The 21,280-nt window shown below is 69.9% G+C and carries 21 protein-coding genes; 7 read left to right on the forward strand and 14 right to left on the reverse strand.

Annotated elements, in window-relative coordinates:
* Positions 1 to 5: 5 nt before the first annotated feature.
* Complete coding sequence (locus K7G19_RS00930; protein ID WP_226105249.1) at positions 6 to 2,618, reverse strand: MMPL family transporter; 2,613 nt, start codon at positions 2,616 to 2,618, stop codon at positions 6 to 8.
* Between the two features lie 269 nt (positions 2,619 to 2,887).
* On the opposite strand from K7G19_RS00930, the gene K7G19_RS00935 reads away from it, so the two are divergent.
* Positions 2,888 to 3,475, forward strand: a complete 588-nt coding sequence (locus K7G19_RS00935; RefSeq protein ID WP_226105251.1) for a phospholipid-binding protein MlaC — start codon at positions 2,888 to 2,890, stop codon at positions 3,473 to 3,475.
* 11 nt (positions 3,476 to 3,486) lie between these two features.
* On the opposite strand, the gene K7G19_RS00940 is transcribed toward K7G19_RS00935, so the two are convergent.
* From K7G19_RS00940 to ispH, 6 genes are all read right to left on the reverse strand, one after another.
* Positions 3,487 to 4,527, reverse strand: coding sequence for a lysylphosphatidylglycerol synthase domain-containing protein (locus K7G19_RS00940; protein ID WP_149318093.1), 1,041 nt, complete (start codon positions 4,525 to 4,527; stop codon positions 3,487 to 3,489).
* Positions 4,524 to 5,372 (reverse strand): hopanoid biosynthesis-associated protein HpnK, encoded by an 849-nt coding sequence (gene hpnK / locus K7G19_RS00945; protein WP_226106266.1) that lies wholly within the window; start codon positions 5,370 to 5,372, stop codon positions 4,524 to 4,526. The genes K7G19_RS00940 and hpnK overlap by 4 nt, the downstream gene beginning before the upstream one ends.
* 107 nt (positions 5,373 to 5,479) lie before the next feature.
* Positions 5,480 to 6,901: a hopanoid biosynthesis associated radical SAM protein HpnJ gene (gene hpnJ / locus K7G19_RS00950; RefSeq protein ID WP_150083412.1), complete on the reverse strand. Its 1,422-nt coding sequence runs from the start codon at positions 6,899 to 6,901 to the stop codon at positions 5,480 to 5,482.
* Complete coding sequence (gene hpnI / locus K7G19_RS00955) at positions 6,898 to 8,094, reverse strand: bacteriohopanetetrol glucosamine biosynthesis glycosyltransferase HpnI (RefSeq protein WP_226105253.1); 1,197 nt, start codon at positions 8,092 to 8,094, stop codon at positions 6,898 to 6,900. Before hpnI ends, hpnJ begins: the two co-directional genes overlap by 4 nt.
* 6 nt (positions 8,095 to 8,100) lie before the next feature.
* Complete coding sequence (gene hpnH, locus K7G19_RS00960; RefSeq protein WP_226105255.1) at positions 8,101 to 9,369, reverse strand: adenosyl-hopene transferase HpnH; 1,269 nt, start codon at positions 9,367 to 9,369, stop codon at positions 8,101 to 8,103.
* A 66-nt stretch (positions 9,370 to 9,435) separates the two neighbouring features.
* Positions 9,436 to 10,371, reverse strand: coding sequence for a 4-hydroxy-3-methylbut-2-enyl diphosphate reductase (gene ispH / locus K7G19_RS00965; RefSeq protein WP_226105257.1), 936 nt, complete (start codon positions 10,369 to 10,371; stop codon positions 9,436 to 9,438).
* 363 nt (positions 10,372 to 10,734) lie between these two features.
* Between ispH and hpnA the strand changes: the two genes are divergently transcribed.
* Positions 10,735 to 11,736 carry a hopanoid-associated sugar epimerase gene (gene hpnA / locus K7G19_RS00970; RefSeq protein WP_226105259.1) on the forward strand — a complete coding sequence of 334 codons (1,002 nt, stop codon included), beginning with the start codon at positions 10,735 to 10,737 and terminating at the stop codon, positions 11,734 to 11,736.
* Positions 11,737 to 11,874: 138 nt separating this feature from the next.
* Here hpnA and K7G19_RS00975 read toward each other — a convergent pair whose 3' ends face one another.
* On the reverse strand, positions 11,875 to 12,348 hold the full coding sequence (locus tag K7G19_RS00975; protein WP_226105261.1) for a hypothetical protein: 474 nt from the start codon (positions 12,346 to 12,348) through the stop codon (positions 11,875 to 11,877).
* A gap of 292 nt (positions 12,349 to 12,640) precedes the next feature.
* Here K7G19_RS00975 and K7G19_RS00980 point away from each other — a divergent pair, with 292 nt between their 5' ends.
* Positions 12,641 to 12,979, forward strand: a complete 339-nt coding sequence (locus K7G19_RS00980; protein ID WP_187829179.1) for a hypothetical protein — start codon at positions 12,641 to 12,643, stop codon at positions 12,977 to 12,979.
* 72 nt (positions 12,980 to 13,051) lie between these two features.
* Here the strand turns inward: K7G19_RS00980 and K7G19_RS00985 are convergent, their stop codons facing one another.
* Complete coding sequence (locus K7G19_RS00985) at positions 13,052 to 13,648, reverse strand: lipocalin family protein (protein ID WP_149318099.1); 597 nt, start codon at positions 13,646 to 13,648, stop codon at positions 13,052 to 13,054.
* 257 nt (positions 13,649 to 13,905) lie between these two features.
* On the opposite strand from K7G19_RS00985, the gene mdtD reads away from it, so the two are divergent.
* Complete coding sequence (gene mdtD, locus K7G19_RS00990) at positions 13,906 to 15,354, forward strand: multidrug transporter subunit MdtD (protein WP_226105263.1); 1,449 nt, start codon at positions 13,906 to 13,908, stop codon at positions 15,352 to 15,354.
* Between the two features lie 45 nt (positions 15,355 to 15,399).
* On the opposite strand, the gene K7G19_RS00995 is transcribed toward mdtD, so the two are convergent.
* Positions 15,400 to 15,702: a hypothetical protein gene (locus K7G19_RS00995; protein ID WP_149318101.1), complete on the reverse strand. Its 303-nt coding sequence runs from the start codon at positions 15,700 to 15,702 to the stop codon at positions 15,400 to 15,402.
* A 248-nt stretch (positions 15,703 to 15,950) separates the two neighbouring features.
* Positions 15,951 to 16,190 carry a hypothetical protein gene (locus K7G19_RS01000; RefSeq protein WP_149318102.1) on the reverse strand — a complete coding sequence of 80 codons (240 nt, stop codon included), beginning with the start codon at positions 16,188 to 16,190 and terminating at the stop codon, positions 15,951 to 15,953.
* 149 nt (positions 16,191 to 16,339) lie between these two features.
* Here K7G19_RS01000 and K7G19_RS01005 point away from each other — a divergent pair, with 149 nt between their 5' ends.
* Positions 16,340 to 17,503 (forward strand): AGE family epimerase/isomerase, encoded by a 1,164-nt coding sequence (locus K7G19_RS01005; protein ID WP_226105265.1) that lies wholly within the window; start codon positions 16,340 to 16,342, stop codon positions 17,501 to 17,503.
* Positions 17,504 to 17,554: 51 nt separating this feature from the next.
* Here the strand turns inward: K7G19_RS01005 and K7G19_RS01010 are convergent, their stop codons facing one another.
* From K7G19_RS01010 to K7G19_RS01020, 3 genes are all read right to left on the reverse strand, one after another.
* Positions 17,555 to 17,944, reverse strand: coding sequence for a hypothetical protein (locus K7G19_RS01010; RefSeq protein WP_226105267.1), 390 nt, complete (start codon positions 17,942 to 17,944; stop codon positions 17,555 to 17,557).
* Positions 17,945 to 18,041: 97 nt separating this feature from the next.
* Positions 18,042 to 18,773, reverse strand: a complete 732-nt coding sequence (locus tag K7G19_RS01015; RefSeq protein WP_226105269.1) for an alpha/beta hydrolase — start codon at positions 18,771 to 18,773, stop codon at positions 18,042 to 18,044.
* Between the two features lie 188 nt (positions 18,774 to 18,961).
* A complete protein-coding gene (locus K7G19_RS01020) occupies positions 18,962 to 19,312 on the reverse strand; it encodes a hypothetical protein (RefSeq protein ID WP_149318106.1) in 351 nt (116 codons plus the stop codon).
* A 524-nt stretch (positions 19,313 to 19,836) separates the two neighbouring features.
* Here K7G19_RS01020 and K7G19_RS01025 point away from each other — a divergent pair.
* Together K7G19_RS01025 and K7G19_RS01030 are read left to right on the forward strand one after the other, a co-directional pair.
* Entirely contained in the window at positions 19,837 to 20,253 is a 417-nt protein-coding gene (locus K7G19_RS01025) for a hypothetical protein (RefSeq protein ID WP_149318107.1), read from the forward strand.
* A gap of 291 nt (positions 20,254 to 20,544) precedes the next feature.
* Complete coding sequence (locus tag K7G19_RS01030; RefSeq protein WP_149318108.1) at positions 20,545 to 21,162, forward strand: TetR/AcrR family transcriptional regulator; 618 nt, start codon at positions 20,545 to 20,547, stop codon at positions 21,160 to 21,162.
* The last annotated feature ends 118 nt before the right edge of the window (positions 21,163 to 21,280 follow it).

The following is a 21,280-nucleotide window of genomic DNA, read 5'->3' on the forward strand; positions in this document are numbered from 1 at the left end:
ACAATTCAGCGCGACTGGCGCGGCCGTCCCATCAGAATAGGCTGGAAAAACACCGCGCCGGCCAGCGTGCACACCAGCGACAGCGCCAGCAGCTTGCCCATGCTCGCGGTGCCGGCATGGTTGGACAGCCACAGGCTGCCGAACGCGGTGGCGGTGGTCGCCGCGCTGAACAGCACCGCATGGGTCAGGCTGGACTGCAGCAGGCCGGTCTTGCCCTCGCGCCATGCGATCACGTAGTAGATCTTGAAGGCGACGCCGATGCCGAGCAGCAGCGGCAGCGCGATGACGTTGGCGAAGTTCAGCGCGATGCCGAACACCACGCACAGCTCCAGCGTCAGCACCGCCGACACCAGCAGCGGCACCAGCGTGCGCAGCACGTCGGCGAAGCGGCGCAGCGTCAGCCACAGCAGGATCGCGATCGACAGCACCGCCCACGCGCCGGCCTGCGCGAACGCGCTCAGGATGGTGCGGGCCGAGCCGCGCACCGCGATCGGCCCGCCGGTGGCCTCCGGCGCGATCGCCAGCACCGCTGGCACGAAGGCGTCGAGCGCCGCCTCGCGCGCGCGTTCGCCGGGCGGCAGGCGCGGGCTGACGGTGACCAGCGCGCGCCCGTCGGGCGTCAGCCAGTCGCGCACCAGTTCGCGCGGCAGCGAATCGATGGCGACGCGCTCGGCCCGCAGCGCCTGCGCCAGGCCCGCCAGTCCCAGCCGCAGGGGCAGGGCGATTGCGCGTTCGGCGCGGTCGCGGGTCGCGGCGTCGGCATCGGCCAGCTTGCGCAGCGCCTGCGCGAGCCGCCGCGCTTCGCTCACGCCCGCGGCAGGCGTGGTACCGGGGGCCGAGCGGGTGTTGGCCGCCAGTTCGAGCTGGCCGGCCGTGCGGCGCAACGCGGCCACGCGCAGCGGATCGGAGGCCGGCGGCGCGGCTGGCTGGGTCAGCGCCGGCAGCAGCGCCTGCGCCGCCGATGCGATCAAGGGTAGTTTGGCGTCCTGATCGTGCGGCACGAAGCTGTCGAGCGTGGTGACGCGCTCGACCTCGGGCCGTGCCGACAGCCGCGTCGCCAGCGCACGTGCGGCATCGAGCGAGGGCGCCAGCACGCTGACATCCTCGGTGCCGGCCTGCGGCGCGTCCTTCAGCGATCGAAGCGTTGCCATCGATTCGGAGGCGGGGTCCTTCAAATTCAGCGGATCGAAATCGAAGCGCAGCTGCGTCAGCAGCGGCGAGGCGGCCAGGATCACGACGCAGGTGACCCACAGCACCGGCTTGCGATGGCGCTCGAAGAACTCGTCGGCGGGCGCGAGCCAGCGGATGCCGGGCGCCACGGTCTCGCCGTCGGGCTGCAGCACGCGGATCAGCGCCGGCAGCAGCGTGACCGTGGTCAGGAACGCGACGAACATGCCGACGCCGGCGATCAGGCCCAGTTCGGCCACGCCGCGATAGTCGGTCGGCAGGAAGGCGAAGAACGCGGCGGCGGTGGCCGCCGCCGCCAGCGACAGCGGCACCGCCAGCGCCTGCGCGGTATGGGCCAGCGCCGTCACGATATGGTCGCGGTCGTGGCGCTCGGCGCGGTAGCGCACGCCGAACTGGATGCCGAAGTCCACGCCGAGGCCGACGAACAGCACCGCGAAGGCGACCGAGATCATGTTCAGCGCGCCGACCATTGCCAGCCCCAGCGCCGCGGTGACGGCCAGGCCAGCGAACAGGCTCAGCAGCACGGCAACGATCAGCCGCGCCGAACGCAGCGCCAGCCACAGGATCAGGATCACGACCAGCACCGTCACCGCGCCGTTCAGCGCGGCGCCGTCGGCCACCGAGGCGAACTCGTCGTCGGCCAGCGCCTGCGGCCCGGTCAGCCGTACCTCGGCCGCGTAGTGCTGTGCCAGCTGCAGCTGCGCCGCGCGGGCGCGGATCGCGGCCGAGGCATCGGCGCCGGCCTGCAGGTCGCCGTAATCGAGCACCGGGCTGACCGCGACGAAGGCCAGCGCGGGACCGGACGCCGGCGTGGGGTCGGCCAGCGTGCGCCAGGACAGCGCCGCCGGCCTGCCTGCCAGCACCTGCTCGAGCGCCATCGCGCCGCGCGACAGCAGCGGCGCCATCTGCGCCAGCGTGACCTGGCCCATCTGCAGCGGCAGGCCCAGCGTGACCGACAGCGTGTCGGCCAGCCCGCGCAAGGACGGATCGCGCGCCAGCGCATCGAGCAGCGGCCGCGCATCGGTCAGGTCGCGCGTGACCCGCGCCAGCGTCGGCGTATCGAGAAACAGCAGGCCGTTGCGCGCGAAGAAGGCGCCGCCGCCGGGCTGGCGCACCGCCTCGAAGCGGGACGGCTGATTGCGCAGCGACTGCGCCAGCGCATCGGCGGCGGCTTCGGCCAGTTCGGGGACCGGCGCCCGCACCACCGCGAGCATCAGGCGGTCGCGGTCGGGGAAGGCTTCGTTCAGCGCGGCGTCGTAGCGAGCCCAGGGTGCGTCGACATCGAGCAGGCGGCCGATATCGGTATTGATCGCGAAGTGCCGGGCCGCATACCAGCCGCTGCCGGCGCAGACCACGGCCGCCAGCGCGATGGTCAGCCAGGCGCGCGCGGTCGCCAGCATCACCAGGCGGGTAATGGCCGCGGTCAGCATGCGAGGCCAGCGTGGGCGCAGGCCACTACAGCGGCGCTGGCGGCGGGTCTATACTCGATCGCTCGGATCGCCATGTTCGTCGTCATGCCGTCGGATCGCTCTCCATGTTCCCTGTCCGTTCCCGTTCCCGCTCCCGCTCGCCGCTTCCCGCGCTGGCCATCGCGCTTCCGCTGGCACTGCCCGCTCCGCTGGCACTGCCCGCACTCCCCATCGCACTCCCCATCGCACTCCCCATCGCACTCCCCATCGCACTCCCCATCGCGGCCGCCATGCTGATCTGGCCGCTGCCTGCCAACGCCGCCGAGCGCGCCGCGCCCGACCGGCTGGTGCGCACCGCGGTGGAAGGGGTGATTTCCGCGGTGCGCGCCGATTCCGCGGCCAGCGCCGGCGATCAGGCCAGCGTCGTGGCCGTGGTACGGCGCCAGTTCCTTCCCTATACCGATTTCGCGCGCACCACGCGGCTCGCGCTCGGTCCCGCCTGGCGCACCGCCAATCCCGCGCAGCAGCAGCAACTGGTCGAGCAGTTCCGCACGCTGCTGGTCCACACCTATGCGCTGTCGCTGTCCCAGCTGCGCGGCCAGAATGTCGAATTCCGCTATGCGCCGGTGCAGGGCGGCGCCAATGCCGACGACGTGGTGGTGCGCACGCGCGTGATCACCGCGGGCGACGAGAACCAGATCGACTACCGGCTGCGGCGCGGCGCCGACGGCTGGAAGATCTACGACATCAACATGATGGGCGCGTGGCTGATCGAGGTCTATCGCCGCCAGTTCGGCGACATCGTCGAGCGCGACGGCATCGACGGGCTGATCCGCTATCTGTCCGAGCACAACGCGCGCCAGGCCGGCGGCCGCTGAAGCGCCGCGCCTCATCGCCGGCCGCTCCGTACGGCCGCGGCCGGTTCGCCGTGCCGGTCGCGCCAGCGGCGCACCTCGAACCACTGCCACGACAGCAGCGCCGGCACGCCGTACAGCACCTCGCGCGCGCGGCGCACCAGCGCCAGAGACAGCGCGGTCTGCGCGTCGATGCCGAGCAGCTGGCCGAGCAGCATCACCACCGCCTCCTGCACGCCGAGCCCGCCCGGCACGAAGAAGGCCATATTGCGCGCCGCCATCGTCAGCGACTCGATCGCCAGCGCCTCGCCGAACGACACCGGATGGCCCAGCAGCCGCAACGCGAACCAGGTCTCGACGGTGCCGGCCGTCAGCCCCAGCAGTTGCCAGACCGCCGCGGTGACCGGCGTGCGCAGCCGTCCCAGCAGCGAGCGGATGCGCTCGTCCAGGCCCGCGCCGAGGTCGGCGCCGGCGATTGCATCGACCATCCGGTGTTCCTCGCCCAGCAGGCGCCGGGCCAGCCGTTCGAGCCGCGCGAACAGCGCGCCATGCCGCAGCGCCAGCGCAAACGCGACCGGCAGCGGCAGCGACAGCAGCAGCCCGCCGCCGATCGTCAGGGCGCGCTGTTCCTGATGGCCGCCGGGAATCGCGGCGATCAACAGCAGCACGCCGATCACGCAGAACAGATACTGCGAGAACAGCGTGACCATGACCTCGACCACCACGCTGGCGGTGACCGCGCTGGTGTCGCCGACCTGCAGCCTTCCCAGCCGAATGCCGGCCAGCTCGCCGCCCACATTGGCCGTCGGCAGCAGCCGGTTGACGGCCTCCCGCACGCTTGCCACCCACCACAGGAACAGCATGCCCGGATGCGCGGCGGGCGCCGCGGCGCGCAGCAGGCCCTGCCAGGCGCGCGCGTCGAGCGCGATCGCCACGCCATGCACCGGCAGCAGCCACAGCAGCGGCCAGCCGGCGCGGGCGACGGTGTTGGCGATCTGTCCCACGCCCTGATGCACGATCAGCGCGCCCAGCGCGATCAGCCCGATCAGGCCGGCCAGCAGTCCGAGCCGCTTCATCGCCGCCACCCCGGCGAGGCACAGGAGCCGTCGTCGCCGATGCGCGCGGGCAACTGATCGGCGAAGCCGCCGCGCCGCGGCGCCACCTGCTCCAGCGCGGTGCGTACGCGCGGCGACAGCAGCGCGGCCAGTTCGTCGGCATGGCGGTAGCCGCGCATCGACGGCGCGATCCGTTCGCCGGATTCCGTCGCCGGATGCAGATAGAGCTCGACCACGCCGGGCGGCAGCGTGCGCAAGGCGGCCAGCACGGCGTCCTCGTCCATCGCGCCGCTGCGGGCGATGCCGATCACATGGTCGTTGTGGGCGATGCCGGCGGCATCGAGGCGCCGGCGCAGCAGCGCGAGCCACGGGCGCAGCCACCATGGCGCGCCCGTCTCCCGCGGCAGCCGCATCGCGCGCAGGCCGTAATCGCGGCCGATCGCGAGGATCAGCGACAGCACGGTCGGATGCAGATGGAAATGCTTGTGCGTATTGACGTGATCGAGTGCCAGGCCGGTCGCGGCGAAGGCGGCGAACTGCGCGCGGATCTCCGCGGCCAGCTGGCGGCGCACCGCATCGGACAGGAAGAAGCGCAGGCCGTCGCGCGCCATCGCCGAGCCGAAGCGGCCCTCGGCGTCGACGAGGTCGGGAATGGCGGCCGGCGGCAGCACCGACGGACCGTCGGCCAGCACCAGATGCAGGCCCACGCGCAGCCGCGGCAGCCGGTGCGCGCGCGATACCGCATCGGCGGCGGCCGGTGCGCCGACCATCAGGCTGGCGGCGTCGAGCACGCCATGCCGGTGAGCCAGCTCGACTCCCTCGTTGACGGCCGGATGCAGGCCGAAGTCGTCGGCGGTCACGATCAGCGCGCGTGGCCGCGTACGGCCCGTCGCCGGCCCTGCGGCCGTGGTCGCGTCAGCGGTCGCCTTGGTGGTCGCGTTGACGGTCGCGGTGGTGGTCGGGATCGGCAGGATCACGCCTCGTGGGTATGCAGGAAGCGGAAGAATTCGACGCCTTCGCGCAGCCGGCGCCGCGTCATTTCCCAGCTGCCCATCATTTCGCGGGTGATCTCCCAGATCTTGGACGGCCGGAAGTAGAAGCGGCGGTAGAAGGTCTCGACGCCGTGATAGATCTCGTCGCGCGACAGATGCGGGTAACTGATCGCCGCCAGCTGCACGCCGCGGTCGTTGACCAGCGGGATCACCTTGTCGTCGGCCAGCCAGCCGTTGTCGAGCGCCTGCCGGTACAGCGCGGTGCCGGGGTAGGGCGCGGCCAGCGAGACCTGGATCGTATGCGGATTGATCTCCTGCGCGAAGGCGATGGTCTTCTCGATGGTCTCGCGCGTCTCGCCCGGCAGGCCGAGGATGAAGGTGCCGTGGATCGTGATGCCGAGCTTGCGGCAGTCCTCGGTGAAGCGCCGCGCGATATCGGTGCGCAGGCCCTTCCTGATGTTCAGCAGGATCTGGTCGTCGCCCGATTCATAGCCGACCAGCAGCAGGCGCAGGCCGTTGTCCTTCATGATCTTCAGCGTGCTGTAGGGGACGTTGGCCTTGGCATTGCACGACCATGTCACGCCCAGCTTGCCGAGCCCGCGCGCGATCTCCTCCACGCGCGGCTTGAAGTCGGTGAAGGTGTCGTCGTCGAACATGATCTCGCGCACCTCCGGCATATTGCGGCGGATCCATTCGACCTCGGCCAGCACGTTCTCCGGCGAGCGCACGCGGTAGCGATGGCCGCCGACCGTCTGCGGCCACAGGCAGAACGTGCAGCGCGAGCGGCAGCCGCGGCCGGTGTAGATCGATACATAGGGGTGCAGCAGATAGCCGATGAAGTAGTTGCGAATGTTCAGGTCGCGCCGGTAGACCGGGGCGACGAAGGGCAGCGCGTCCATGTCCTCGATCATCGGCCGCGGCGGGTTGTGTTCGATGGTGCCGTCGGCCGCCCGGTAGCTGAGCCCGGCGATCCGCGGCAGCGGGATGCCGGCGGCGACGTCGCGGCACGTGTAGTCGAATTCCTCGCGGCAGACGAAGTCGATCGCCTCGCTGGCGGCCAGCGTGCCGCCGGGATCGACCGCGGCCTTGGCGCCGACCATGCCGAGCCGGATGGTCGGATAGCTGGCCTTAAGCGCCTGCGCGAAACGCACGTCGGCCGGGAACGACGGCGTGCTGGTATGCACGATCACCAGTTCGTATTCGCTGGCGATGGCCAGCGTCTGTTCGAGGCTCAAGCCGTCGGCCGGCGCATCGAGCAGGCGGCTGCCGGGTACCAGCGCCGCCGGTTGCGCCAGCCAGGTCGGATACCAGAACGAGCGGATCTCGCGCCTGGCCTGATAGCGCGAGCCGGCGCCACCGTCGAAGCCGTCGAAGGAGGGCGCTTGCAGGAACAGGGTCTTCATCGGGTCCTCCGGGAGACGGAAGGGGGCTGCATGTCGGCGCGATCGTGGGGGCGGGGCGGGCTTGCGCCGACTGCCGCGCTCGCGACCCCATCGCGCGTCCATTGGATGGCAAGGCGCGTACCGCGCCAGCGCACCTGCCGGCCGGCCATCGCCACCGTCCATTCGAGCAGCAGCAGCGTGTCCCGCAAGGGCGCGCGCAGCGCCGCGCCCGCATCGCGGCAACGCAGCGTCCGGGCCATCGCCCCGAGCACCGCCACGAGCGCGAGCGCGCGCGAGGACGCCAGCAGCAGCCCGATCACCAGCATCGGCCAGGTAAAGGTCAGGAAGACCAGGGCGAAGCCGGCGGGATCGAGCGCGCGCAGCGTACGCAGCCAGCGCAGTTCGTGAGACCACAGCGCGCGCGGCGTGGTTTCCGCGATATCGGTGCCGACCACGACCTCGGACAGCACGGTGCGCAGCCCTTGCCGGCGGGTCAGCTCGCCGAGCCAGTAGTCGTCGGCGAGCCGGTCGGCCAGGGCCGCGAAGCCGCCGATCCGCAGCAGCGCCTCGCGCCGCAACGCGATGGTCGCGCCGAAGCCGAAGCGCTGGCTGCCTCCCGCATGCGCGACGCGCACCGCGGGAACGAACCACTCGTCGATGAATTGCGCCCCCAGCCGCGCCCAGATGCCCCGCAGCGGCCGGCCGCGATACAGGCAGGTCACGATGCCGACGCGCGGGTCGGCCAGCGGCGCCGTGACGCGCCGCAGATAGTCGGCACGCACCGCGATATCGCTGTCCGCGATCACCAGCCGCTCGTGGCGCGCCAGCGGCAGCATCGCCAGCAGGTTGGCGACCTTCGGGTTGACGGTCGGCAGCGCCGGCGCGGTCCGATGCGCGCCGATCGCCACGGCGATATCGCAGCCGGGGAACGCCCGACGCAAACGCTCGACCACGGCCAGCGCCGCATCGTCGGGCTCCCACACGCCGAACACCAGCTGGAAGCAGGGATGGCGCTGCCGGCAGAAGGTGGCGAGATTGCGGTACAGGCGCGGCTCGTCGCCGCACAGCGGCTTGAGCACCGTCACCGGTGCGAGGCCGTCATCGCCTTGTACGGCGGGCGCGGGCAGGGGACGGCGGCTGGCCCACCAGGCCGCCGCCGCATAGCCCGATGCCAGCACGGTCAGGACGCCGCCGGCCAGTCTGACCCAGTCCATGCGCGTTCAATGCAGCGCCGTGGCCCGCCGGTCCGGCTTCGGGGCGTGGATGGAACCGGCGGTGTCGGGGGCGTCGGCCGAACCGGCGGAATCCGCAGAATTCGCAGCAGAATCCGCAGAATCGGCGGTGGAATCGGCGGTGGAATCGGCCGGGCCGGCGGCGCGGCGCCGGATCTGCTCGAGCTTGATCTCGACATGGCGCGAGAACACGTACTCGGCCGGCCGCTGGCCGTCCAGCGCAATATCGGGCGCCATCGGGCCGTCGGTGCGCACGCCGCGCAGCGCGACGCGCATCGCCTTCAGCGGATGCGCGACGGTATCGGCCACCGCGGTGGCCTCATAGCCGCTGTGCACCATGCAGTTGGCGCATTTCTCGTAGTTGCCGGTGCCATAAGCGTCCCAGTCGGTGTCCTCCATCAGCTCGCGAAACGTCGCGGCATAGCCTTCGCCGAGCAGATAGCACGGACGCTGCCAACCGAACACGGTGCGCGCCGGATTGCCCCACGGCGTGCAGCGGTAGGTCTGGTTGCCTGCAAGAAAGTCCAGGAACAGCGTCGACTGGCTGAAGGCCCATTGCCGCCCGCGCCGGCCGCGCGCGAGGATGTCGCGGAACAGCTGGCGCGTCTTGCCACGATGCAGGAAGTGCTGCTGGTCGGGCGCGCGCTCGTAGGCATAGCCGGGCGAGACGGTGATGCCGTCCACGCCCATCGCCTTGACCGAGTCGAAGAAACGGGCCACGCGCTCCGGGTCGGCATCGTTGAACAGCGTGCAGTTGATGTTGACGCGAAAGCCGCGCTGCTTGGCGGCGCGGATCGCGGCCACCGCGCGCTCGTAGACGCCAGGCTGGCAGACCGCGCGGTCGTGCATCTCGGGATCGCCGTCCAGATGCACGGACCAGACGAAGTAGGGGCTCGGCCGGTAGGCGTCGAGCTTCTTCTCCATCAGCAGCGCGTTGGTGCACAGGTAGACGAACTTGCGGCGCGCGACGATGCCTTCGACGATGGCCGGCATCTCCTTGTGCAGCAGCGGCTCGCCGCCGGCGATCGAGACCACCGGCGCCCCGCATTCGTCGACCGCCGCCAGGCACTCGTCGAGCGACAGGCGCTGGTTCAGGATGGGTTCGGGATAGTCGATCTTGCCGCAGCCGGCGCAGGCCAGATTGCAGCGGAACAGCGGCTCGAGCATCAGCGCGAGCGGATAGCGCTGGCGGCCGGCCAGCCGCTGGCGGACCACATAGGCGCCCACGCGGGCAACCTGGAGCAGGGGGATGGCCAAGGCGCGCTTCCTCCTTCGATGTGGGTGGATGGATGCCTGGGCGGGATCGCGCTTCGCCCGGCGGCTTCAGGCCACGGTGACGCCGGCCAGCTCGGCGGGCAGACGGAATTGCGCGGTTTCCTCGCGGCCTGTCATCGTGCTGACTTCGACCTGCCCCAGCCGGCGCAGCGCGGCCAGCACGTCCTCGACCATCGCTTCGGGCGCGGACGCCCCGGCCGTGATGCCGACCACGGCGGCATCGCGCACCCAGGCCGGGTCGAGCTCGCTGCCATCGGCGATCAGAAACGACGGCACGCCGCTCTCGGTACCGATCTCGCGCAGGCGGTTGGAATTCGAACTGTTGGGCGCGCCGATCACCAGCAGCACGTCGACCTGCGTGGCCAGCTCGCGCACCGCGCTCTGGCGATTCTGCGTGGCATAGCAGATGTCGCGCGTATCGGGTCCGACCAGATCGTGGAAGCGCCGTTCCAGCGCGGCGATGATGCCGCGTGTATCGTCGACGCTCAGCGTGGTCTGCGTGACATAGGCAAGCGGCGTGTCGGCGGCCAGATCGAGCTGCGCGACCTCGGCCTCGTTCTGCACGAGGATCACGCGGCCGGGGATCTGGCCCATCGTGCCGACTACCTCGGGATGGCCGGCATGGCCGATCAGGATGACGATGCGGCCGCTGGCCGCGTATTGCCTGCCTTGGTTATGGACCTTGATGACCAGCGGGCAGGTCGCGTCGATCGCATGCAGCTGGCGCGCTTGGGCTTCCCGCTCGACGCTGCGCGCGACGCCGTGCGCGCTGAAGATCGTGACCGCGTCGGCCGGCACCTCGTCGAGTTCCTCGACGAAACGCGCGCCCTTGTCGCGCAGGGTGTCGACCACATGGCGGTTGTGGACGATTTCGTGGCGTACGTAGACCGGCGCGCCGTGCTTGACCAGCGCGCGATCGACGATCTCGATCGCTCTTACCACGCCCGCGCAGAAGCCGCGCGGCTGAGCCAGAATCACCCGCATGGAGACGTTCCCCCTGGCAATACAACCTGGACACCGCGCCTTGACACCGGGCCCTTGACGCCGGGCCTTGACGCCGGGCCTTGACGCAGCGTTGCCGGCAAGCCGCCGTGGAGCCGGCGCCTTGTCCGGTGTGCGGGAAGCGCTTCCCGTCGCACGGTGGTTACTATATACCCGCGTCGGCGGCTTTGCCCGGCCGGCCCGGGGCAGGTCCGGCGGAGGTCCGGCACGCGTCCGACACACGTCCGGCACAGTTGGAAGCAGGTTCGGCGCAGGTCTGGCACACCCAGGCAGTCCCGCCGGAGGAAGCACCGCGCGACAGACCGTGCGAAATGACAGCGCGCAGGACAGCACCATGGAGAGCCGATGGAAAGCATCGACGACGACATTCTGGTCACCGGGGCAGCGGGCTTTCTCGGCTCCGCGGTGGCACGGCAAGGACTCGCGCGCGGCTGGCGCGTGCGCGTGCTGGTCCGCGCCGGCAGCCCGCGGGGCAATCTGGAGGGCCTGCCGGTGCGTATCGTCGAAGGCGATATGTGCGATCCGAAGGCGGTCGAGCGCGCGATGCGCGGGGTCCGCTATCTGTTCCATGTGGCGGCCGACTACCGGCTGTGGGCGCCCGAGCCCGAGGCCATCGTCCGCACCAATGTGGTCGGTGCCGAGACCATGATGGGCGCGGCCCGGCGCTGCGGCGTCGAGAAGGTCGTCTATACCAGCAGCGTTGCCACGCTGCGCGTGCAGGGCGCGAACGCGCCGGTCACCGAGACTGCCACGCTGTCGCCGCAGCAGGCGATCGGGGCCTACAAGCGCAGCAAGGTGCTGGCCGAACGCGCCGTCGAGCGCGAGATCGCCGCGGGCCTGCCGGCCGTGATCGTCAAGCCTTCGACCCCGATCGGGCCGCGCGACATCCGGCCGACGCCGACCGGCCGGGTGATTGTCGAAGCGGCCAGCGGGCGCATTCCCGCCTTCGTCGATACCGGGCTCAATCTCGCGCATGTCGACGATGTGGCGGAAGGGCATTGGCTCGCGCTTGAACGCGGCCGCATCGGCGAGCGCTATATCCTCGGCGGCGAGGACGTGCCGCTGCGGCAGATGCTGCGCGATATCGCCGAGCTGACCGGCCGCCGCGGCCCGCTGGTGCCGCTGCCGCGCTGGCCGCTGATCCCGCTCGCGTATCTGTCCGAGGCGATCGCGCGGCGGCGCGGCACCGAGCCGCTGCTGACGGTGGACGGGCTGGCGATGTCGCGCTACCGCATGTACTTCAGCTCGGACAAGGCGCGCACGGAACTGGACTACCGGCCGCGGCCGTATCGGGAAGGGCTGCGCGATGCGGTGGAGTGGTTCCGTGGGGCGGGGTATCTGCGCTGATGGCCGAGACCGGGCGGGCGCGCAAATGCATCGGCGGCCCGCAGGCCGCCGATCGACAATCAACGCTCACGATCAACGCTGGATGTGGGCGGGCTTACCGAAGCAGTGACTTACCAACTCACTTGCCAACCCAGGGACTTACCAGCGCAGCTGCTTGTTGCGCTGGCCCGCGCTCAGCGTGGTGCGCTTGGTGTTGCCCTGATAGTCCGCGGTGACCTGGTAGGTGCCCTTCGGACCCTTGATCAGGCAGCGCGGTCCGGTGGAGCGGAAGTTCGCGACCTGCTTGCCGCCGCGCGACAGCGTGATATCGACATCGGACAGATATTCGCCGCGCGGGCCTTCGGTCATCAGCAGGCCCATGTCGTAGTTGCGGGCCTCGGCGCGCATCGCTTGTTGCTCGTCCTCGGCGACGCCGCCGCACACATAGGTAAAGGGCCCCGCGGTCTGCGGCGTCAGGTCCGCGGCCAGGGCCGGGACGCTCAGGGCCAGCGCACCGAGCGCGGCGGCGCCGAGCCCGGCAAGGCGGCGGGAAAGACGAGACTGGCGGGGAGGATCGAAACGGCCGGAATGGCCAGGGCAGGACGATTCGGATGCAAGAGTCAGTGTCTTCATCGATGTTCTCCTGTGACGGGGATAGCAGTTTGACGATGCGAATGCCGGGTTTGTTCTCGCCTTGCCGGCAATTTGCCGAAGCCTTTTCCGCTTTCTTGCCGATCTCGCAAGAGTCGGCGGGCCTGCGCGGCCCCTGCGAGACGGGCACGAGGCCCTCAGGACCCCTCGGGGGCCGCGGGGACGCGCCTGCAGCCGTAATACAGCGTCACAAATGCAACACTTCGCGCGGCCAATATTACGGCGCCGCCGCATACAGTACGGCCATGTTCAACGGCTCCTCAGGGGGACAACCATGAAACGGATTCTCGCAATGGTCGCTGTGGGCGGTGCCATGCTGGCAGCCAGCGCCGCGGCGCATGCCGGGGTGGACATCCATATCGGCGTCGGCGTGCCCGGCGTGGTGGTGGCGCCGGCACCGGTCTACCGGCCGGCTCCGGTCTATGCCCCGGCGCCCGTCTATGCGCCGGCCCCGGTGGCCTACGCCCCCGCGCCCGTGGTGGTGGCGCCGCGCCCGGTGGTGGTCGCTCCCGCGCCCGTCCGTTACGGCCCGCCGTATGGCTATGCGCGCGGCTGGCACCGCCACGACGGCTATCGCGAGGCGCGCTGGCGCGATCATCGCCACTGGCACTGAGCCGCGGCCGGGCCTTGCCGTACCGGCTTGAGGGACATCATCCGCCTTGGCCGCTTCGGCGGCCCGGCCTCCTCAGGCCGGCGCGGCGGGCGCCGGCGCCTCCTGCAGTATTGCGTGTTCGGTCATGCGCAGCGCGTCGACGTCGTAGCCCAGCTCCGCGACCCGATGCAGCAATTGCGAGCGCAGCGCCGGCTCGGGATCGCGCGCCCGCGTCAGGATCCACAGGTAGCGCCCTGACGGCTCGCCCACGATCGACCAGCTGTAGTCCTCGGCGTGGTCCAGGATCCAGTAGTCGCCGACGTAGAACGGTCCGAAGAACGACACCTTGAACTTGGCGTTGCGGCTGTCCGGCACGACGCGCGCCTTGCCGCGCGAGATGCGGGGCTTGCCGGTCGCGTCGCGGCCGGCGCGGTTGACGATGTCGATCAGCCCGTCCGGCCGCAGGCTGTACTCCGCGGTGACCGCGTCGGCGCCCTGCTCGAAGTGGTTGTCGTAGCGCGCCATCTCGTACCAGCGGCCCAGGTAGGGGTCCAGTTCCACGTCCTTGTCCGGCTCGGGCACATGCGGATTGCGCACGGGTTCGCGCGAGCGCGCGGCCAGCAGCAGTGCCGCACCGACGCTGGCGACGCCGGCGAGCGTGGCCAGCGTGGTCATGCGAGCCTTGTTCATGTCTGCCTCCTCGGGATGCCGTCGGGCCAGGTGATTGGCCAGTTATCGGCCAGTCTAGGCAGCGATGACGGCGGGCGGCATCGGTCCGCGTCCTACGCGCCAGAACCTATGCAGCCCGACCTATGCGGCCAGACCCATGCGCCGGGACCCATGCGCCGGGACCCATGCGTCCGAACGGGCCGGCTCCCGGTCTTGTCGTATCGCGATGATGTGGCGTATCGTGCCGTATTGATTTGTCTCCATGGATTGACAGCCGCATGACGCCCACCCCGGACAGCGACGCGCGCACGCGCAAGGTGATGTTGTGGGTCGTCGCGGTCGGCTTCTTCATGCAGACGCTGGACAGCACCATCGTCAATACCGCGCTGCCCGCGATGGCGGCCAGCCTCGGCGAAAGTCCGCTGCGGATGCAGTCCGTGATCATCGCGTATTCGCTGACGATGGCCGTGATCATCCCGGCGTCGGGCTGGCTGGCCGACCGCTTCGGCACGCGGCGGATCTTCCAGCTGGCGATCGCGCTGTTCGTGCTCGGATCGCTGCTGTGCGCCTATGCGCAGAGCCTGCCCTTCCTGGTCGCGGCGCGCGTGGTGCAGGGCGTCGGCGGCGCGATGCTGCTGCCGGTCGGGCGGCTGGCGGTGCTGCGGACTTTTCCGCGCGAGCAGTTCCTGCAGGCGCTGAGCTTCGTCGCGATTCCCGGCATGATCGGGCCGCTGATCGGGCCGACGCTGGGCGGCTGGTTGACCCAGGCGCTGTCGTGGCACTGGATCTTCCTGATCAACGTGCCGGTCGGGCTGCTCGGTGGCCTGGCCACGCTGCGCTACATGCCGAACAGCCGTCTGCCCGAGACGGGCCGTTTCGACGTCGCCGGTTACGCCTTCCTCGCCACCGCAATGGTGACGATCTCGTTCGCGCTCGACGGCCTGGCCGACTTCGGCTTCGAGCACGCCACCGTGCTGATGCTGCTGATCGCGAGCCTGGCCGCGCTGACCGCCTATGCCCTGCACGCGGCGCGGCGCACGCAGCCGCTGTTTCCGCTGACGCTGTTCCGCATCCACAGCTTCAGCGTGGGCCTGCTCGGCAATCTGTTCGCGCGCATCGGCAATGGCGCGATGCCGTTCCTGATCCCGCTGACGCTGCAGGTGTGCCTGGGCTATTCGCCGCTGTACGCGGGCCTGATGATGTTGCCCGTCACCGCGGCCGGCATGCTGTCCAAGCGGCTGGCGACCCGCCTGATCGAGCGGCACGGCTATCGCCGGGTGCTGGTGACCAATACCTTCGTGGTCGGGCTGGTGATCGCCTCGTTCGGGCTGATTTCGCCGACCTTGCCGCTGCCCCTGGTGCTGTGCCAGCTGGCGCTGTTCGGCGCCGTCAATTCGATCCAGTTCACCGCGATGAATACAGTCACGCTGAAGGATCTCGGCGGTGCCAGCGCCAGCGGCGGCAACAGCCTGCTGTCGATGGTGCAGATGCTGGCGATGAGCCTGGCGGTCACGTCCGCCGGCGCCTTGCTGGGGACCTTCAACCGCGTCTTGCAGGAGCATGCGCAGGCCGGGCCGCTGCCGGCGTTCCATGCGACCTTCGTCTGCGTGGGGCTGATTACGTCGGCGTCGGCCTGGATCTTCATGCAGCTGACGCCCGAGGACGATACCGGGACGGGCCAGGCCACCAGGGAAACGCGCGAGACGGCGGAAGCGGCGGAGGTCTGAGGCCGCGGACCGGCCAGGAACGGCGCCGGGTTCGTCCGCCGCTGTTCAGGATTGGCGCGCCTGCGCGGGGAGATGCGCGCGGCGGATGTTGGGCGCGCAGGGCGGGATGTCGTGATGCCACTCGCGCGGGATGTCGGGCTCGACATCGAACTCGTTGCGCACGATGGTTTCGATCGCGGTACAGACGCCCACCGTGCCCTTCGGCCCCACGCAGACCAGGCTGCGCGGACGCTCGGCATCGCGCGGTACCGCATACACGTGCATGCCCTCGCGATACAGCGGATGGCTCGGCAGCCGCGCATTGACCATCTCGACAAAGCGGCGCGGACTGATCACTGGCTTTTCCATGGCGGTCTCCCTGCGAGCGGAACAGCCTCTCTTGCCGGTGCGCCGTGGCGCCGGTGGCGAGTGGGGTTCTCCCGTCGTGGTGAGAGTCGGTCGGATCGGGTCCAGTGAGACGCCGACGGCGTCTGCGCCCTGCCGGCAAGGTGCCGTCAAGCCAGGTTGCGAGCGCGCAGCAGACCCGTGCCGGGCGAAAGGCCCGACGCCTTCAGGGTAGTGCATATCGGCCGCCGTGCAAGCGCCGGCGCCCGGACTCAGTGCTCCGTGGCGATGCGGGGACCGTTCAGCAGCCGGTTGCATTCGGCCCAGCCGGCCGCTTGCGCCTCGGCCTGCGTGGGCCACTCGGCGTGGGCCTCGATGATGCAGTCGCAGTCGGCGCTGCCGCAGTGTTCCTCGAGCACCATCTGCCAGGTGTAGGCCTGCGGCTGCAGCTCGATCACGTGCAGCACCACGGTGCGGTGCTGGTCCGACAGGGACAGGGATGTGTTCGGCATGGCGGGTTCCCCTTGCTACCTCGATTCATCCTAGCTGTTGGACGCGGGGATTTCGGGCCGGTGGCACAGTGAGGCCGCCGCTTTTGTTTCGTGGGCATTTACAGTATCTTCTGCGCTTGCCCGTGCCCGCCGCCGATCCCTCTGCCTCGATGAGCCGCATTTCTTCCTCTGCCGCCGCTTCCGCCACCTCCTCCGCCACCCCCTCCGGCGGGACCGCCCGAGGCCTTGGCGATGGCATCGCCGCGCTGCTGGCGCACTACGACACCACCGTGTTGCCGCTGTGGACCGGCCCCGGCTGGCACGAATCCATCGGGCTGCCCTACGAGGCCCTCGCGGGGCGCGATGCCAGCCCGCTGCCGGTGCAACGCTTTCGGGCGATGGCCTGCGCGCGGCAGCTCTACGTGTTTTCGCGGCAGCCGGGCGGCCTCGCCCACGCCGATACGCTGTTCGCCGCGCTGCGCCGCCGGTTCGCCGATCCGGAAGGGGGCTGGTACTACAGCATCGACGCCGACGGCGCGCCGCTCGATGCCGGCAAGGATCTGTACACGCACGCCTTCGTCGTGTTCGCCTGCGCCGCGTACTGGCGCCGCAGCGGCAATGCGGATGCCCGCGACGTGCTGGACGACACGGTGGCGCTGATCGAGGCGAAATTCGGCATTCCGGACGGCCTGTACCACGCCGCGCTGGCGCGCGACTTCACCGTCGAGCGCGAGGCGGTGCTGCAGAACCCGGTGATGCATCTGACCGAGGCCTATCTGGCCGCGCACGAGGCCACCGGGGACCAGTGGTACGCGCAGCGGCTGCGGGAGATCGCGCAGCGGGTCCAGCGCACCTTCGTCGATCCGGCGAATGGCTGCATCGCCGAGTTGCCGCTGGGCGCGGCCGACAACCGGATCGAGCCGGGCCACCAGTTCGAGTGGTATTCGCTGCTGGCAATGGCGCCGTCGGTGTTCGGCGCGTGCGAACTGGCCGAGTCGCTGACGCGCGGCTGTGCCTTCGCGCAGCGGCATGGGGTGGCACCTGGCACGCAGGGCGTAGCCGCGGCGCTCGACGCGGACGGACGCATCATCGATGCGACCCAGCGCATCTGGGCGCAGACCGAATACGCCCGCGCGCTGGCACTGCGCGGCGACGGCGAGGGCCGCACCGCGCTGGCCCAGTGGCTGGCCGCCTTCCCCGGCCGTTTCCTGCATGCACGCGGCTGGCACGAATGCATCGGCCCGGACGATGCGGTGCTGCGCGACGAGATGCCCTCGACCACGCCGTACCATCTGGCCACCGCCTACGAGGCGCTGCGCAAGCTCGCCGATTGAACCCCGTGCTGCCCGTGCTGCCCGTGGTTTCCGTGCAGTAACGCGGCCCGCTCAGTCCTGCACGCCGTTCTCGCGCAGCAGCCGCTCGCACTCGTCGAGCATGTCGTGCGCGAAGGCAGACTGATAGTTCGGGTCCAGCGATTCCATCATTTCATGCGCGGCGTAGAGGCCCGCCGAGCGCGACAGCGTTTCCGCCAGTTGGCATGCGAGCTGGTCGCTCAGTTCCGACAGCAGCCGGCGCTCGCTCAGCGCCAGTTGCAGGCGCGAGCGCGACAGCCATTGGGCGGCCAGCGTGGCGGCCTGGGCGTCGGTCATCCATTTGCCGTGCTCGTAGTAGGCCGACAGGCGTTCGGCGGCCAGCGCGAACAGCAGCGCCTTGCGCGTATCGAAGTCGAGCAGGGGAGCGGAGGGAGCAGGGGGACGCGGGGGAATCGCTGACATCGGAAACGAATCGGATTGGCACGTGCGGGCAGAGCGACGGACGCGACGGACGCGACCGCCCAGCGGAAATGGCGCAGTCAGGCCATGGTGGACGGCATCAAGCCGCCGAACCGGCCCCGGCCGCGGCGAGGCGCTGGCCGAGCCAGACGCCGATGTCGGCGATCTCCTCGAGGCAGACCGAATGCGGCATCGGATAGGTCTGCCACGTCAGCGGATAGCCGCGTTGCTGCAGCAGGTCGCGCGCCTGCGTGCCGAGCGCTAGCGGCACGACGTCGTCCTGCGCGCCGTGCGCGGCGAAGATCGGCGTCGCGGCGTTGGCCGGCGCGGCCTCGGCGTCGAGCAGCGTGGGCGAGGCCAGATAGGTGGACAGCGCGATGATCCCGGCCAGCGGCTCGGGATGGGTCAGTCCGGCCAGATACGCCATCGCGCCGCCCTGCGAGAAGCCCGCCAGCACGATGTGCGAACTCGGGATGCCGCGCGCGTTCTCGCGGGCGATCAGCGCGCGGATCGTGTCGCGCGACGCGCGGATGCCGCTCTCGTCGGCATGGCGGCGCGCATCGTTGAGCGAAACGATGTCGTACCAGGCGCGCATGATATAGCCGCCGTTGCAGGTCACCGGAATCAGCGGCGCGTGCGGGAAGATGAAGCGCACCGCTGCGTCGGACGGCAGGCCGAGTTCTGGCACCACCGGCACGAAATCGCCGCCGTCGGCGCCCAGGCCGTGCATCCAGATCACGGCAAAGCGTGGCTGCGGCGCGGTTTCGATTTCGATCGGGGCGTCGGAGGAGGAGGCGGCGGAGGATTCGGCGGCGTGGAAGGCTTCGGTCATGGCAAGGCGCGGGGTCGACGGCGCGCTGGGGAAGGACTGGACGGCATCGGCAAGGATGGCGTGCGCATCCTCAGGGGATCGCCGGCATCCGCGCTTTGCAAATGCAACGGCGCCGGGCAGCGCGGCTGCGCAGTATCGCACAGAAGCGGCGCGCGCCCGCGGCGGGGCGCGCCGCCGACAGCAAGGGATCAGGCCGCGGACGGCACGATCGGCACGGTGGTCAGGCCAGGCGCGATGCGCGAGGGCTGCGTGGCGGTCTGCGACGGAACGGGCACGGTGTGCGAGGCGGCGGCCTCGGTCCGATCGGCCTGTTCGGCAGCCGCGGCTTCGCTGGCGCGGCGTTTGTCGACGACCTGTTCGACTCCGGCGGTGGCGACCTCTTCCAGGAAGCCGACCATGTCGCGGTAGTAGTCGACCTGCATCTGCGCCTCCAGCAGGCGCCGCTCGGCCTGGAACAGCGCGAGCCGCATGTCCTGCAACTCCTTGGCGGCGATCTTTTCCGGGCTGGGCGCAATGAACAGTGATGCAAGCGAACGCATGGCGGTGTACCTCCCGTACTGGATTCGATGATCCTTGTGGTCGAAAAACCTCTCAGGCCATGCGATCCAATATAGACGCCAATGCACCTCGGCCATGTGCGGCGCACCGCATCCGTCGCGGATCGCCCACAACCACGCGCCATGACGGATTGTCGGATCGCGGCGGGGCAGGGTAGATTGTCCGATGTGCCGCACCTTGGCACGCCGATTTATGAACTTGGCTTCACGTGGCGCTTCGGGGATGCGGGTCGCATCCGGGGCGCCTTAATATTTTCCTTGACTATCTATCTATCTATCGGTAGATAACATGCAGGACATGGAACCCGCAGTGCGTTGACGAAATCGACGGACTCCTGGTCCACCAGCATTACCGAGCCGCCGAGGCTATTTTTTTGACAGAGGTTATCTATCTACGAGTAGATACTGATGCCGGAAAAAGCGCCGATGCACCCGTTGCCAGGGCTGACGCAGGAATCAAGGAATTACCACCTGCCTGCGCGCCCACCGAAGCCAGGAGAACCATCATGCAAGCCAAGTTCGCCAAGACCCTGATTGCCATCGCCACCGTCGCCGCCGCTACCGTTGCCGGCCAGGCTGCCGCCGCCAGCGCGGGCGGCGTGCCGGCCGATCGCTACGGCTACGAACTGCGTACCGGCAAGTTCGACCCGTACAGCGAGGGCGCGCGCAGCGGCAAGTTCGACGTCTACAGCGAGGGCGCCCGCGCCGGCAAGTTCGACGTCTACAGCGAAGGCGCGCGTGCCGGCAAGTTCGATCCGTTCACCGAAGGCGCCCGCGTCGGCAAGACCGATCCGTTCACCGACAGCTTCCGCAGCGCCGGCCTGGATCGCAGCGGCGTGTCCGCCTCGCCGTCGCGCCGCTTCGATTCGTACACCGACGGCGCGCGCAGCGTGGACACCTACACCGACGGCGCCCACGCCTGACGGGAGCGGCGGGGCAACCCGCCGCGCGCTCATCGTGGCCAGGCCGCCAGCATCGCGGCTAGGCTTGTTTTCAGGAGTCGATCATGGGAATTCGCGACAGTGTTCTGATTGTGTCCGGTTGGCTGTTGCTCTGCGGAGCAAGTGGTTGGCTAGTCACGGCGATCGCGCAAGTGTTGCCCGCTTGATGCCGGGCAATGGCTCGCATCTTGCATGACGCTTGACGGCAGGCATGCCGGCAATCCGGGGCTATCCCTCATTGCTAACCTATCTGTTGGTAGATAAAGTGGCGTCATGAAAGCGCAATCCGTCCGCGAGCAATTGCTCGACCACACCTTCGCCTTGATCCGCCGGCGCGGTTTCAATGGGTTCAGCTATCGCGACCTCGCCGACCTGGTCGGCGTCAAGACGTCCAGCATCCACTATTACTTCCCGTGCAAGGAAGACCTGGCGCTGGAAGCGACCAGGCAATACACGGCCCGGATCGCCGAAGAACTGAGCCATATCGACCCGGCGCTGAGCCCGCTCGAACGCGCCGAGCTCTACCTGAATGGCTGGCGCCGCAAGCTCGATCCGGACCAGATCTGCATGTGCGGCATGCTGGCGACCGAAACCGAGTGCCTGCCGGAAGCGGTTCATGCGGTGCTGAAGGACTTCTTCCTGCTGCACGAGCGCCTGTTGACCGGCATGATCGAACAGGCCCGTGCCGAAGGCGCACCGGCCCAGCCGATCCCGGCCGCCGAACTGGCGATGGTGATCTTCGGCGCGCTGCAGAGCGGCCTGATCTCGGCGCGCCTGTTCCGCTCGCCCGAGCGCTGGGAAGCCGCGGCGCAGATGCTGCTGGCCGCGGTCGGCAAGCCGGCCGGCGCGACGTCCGCCGCCGAACAGCCGGCCGAAGCGGCCGCGGGTTGAGCGCGGCGGCGCCGCGCGCCGACCTCTGGCGTCGGCGCCGGCAGTTCGTGACCGGCCCGATGCGACCTCGGGTCTGCGCCCCGGCAGACCTCGATACCCACTCCTGTGCTGCAGCGGT

This window comes from Cupriavidus sp. DB3, assembly GCF_020418465.1.
Classification (GTDB): domain Bacteria; phylum Pseudomonadota; class Gammaproteobacteria; order Burkholderiales; family Burkholderiaceae; genus Cupriavidus; species Cupriavidus cauae.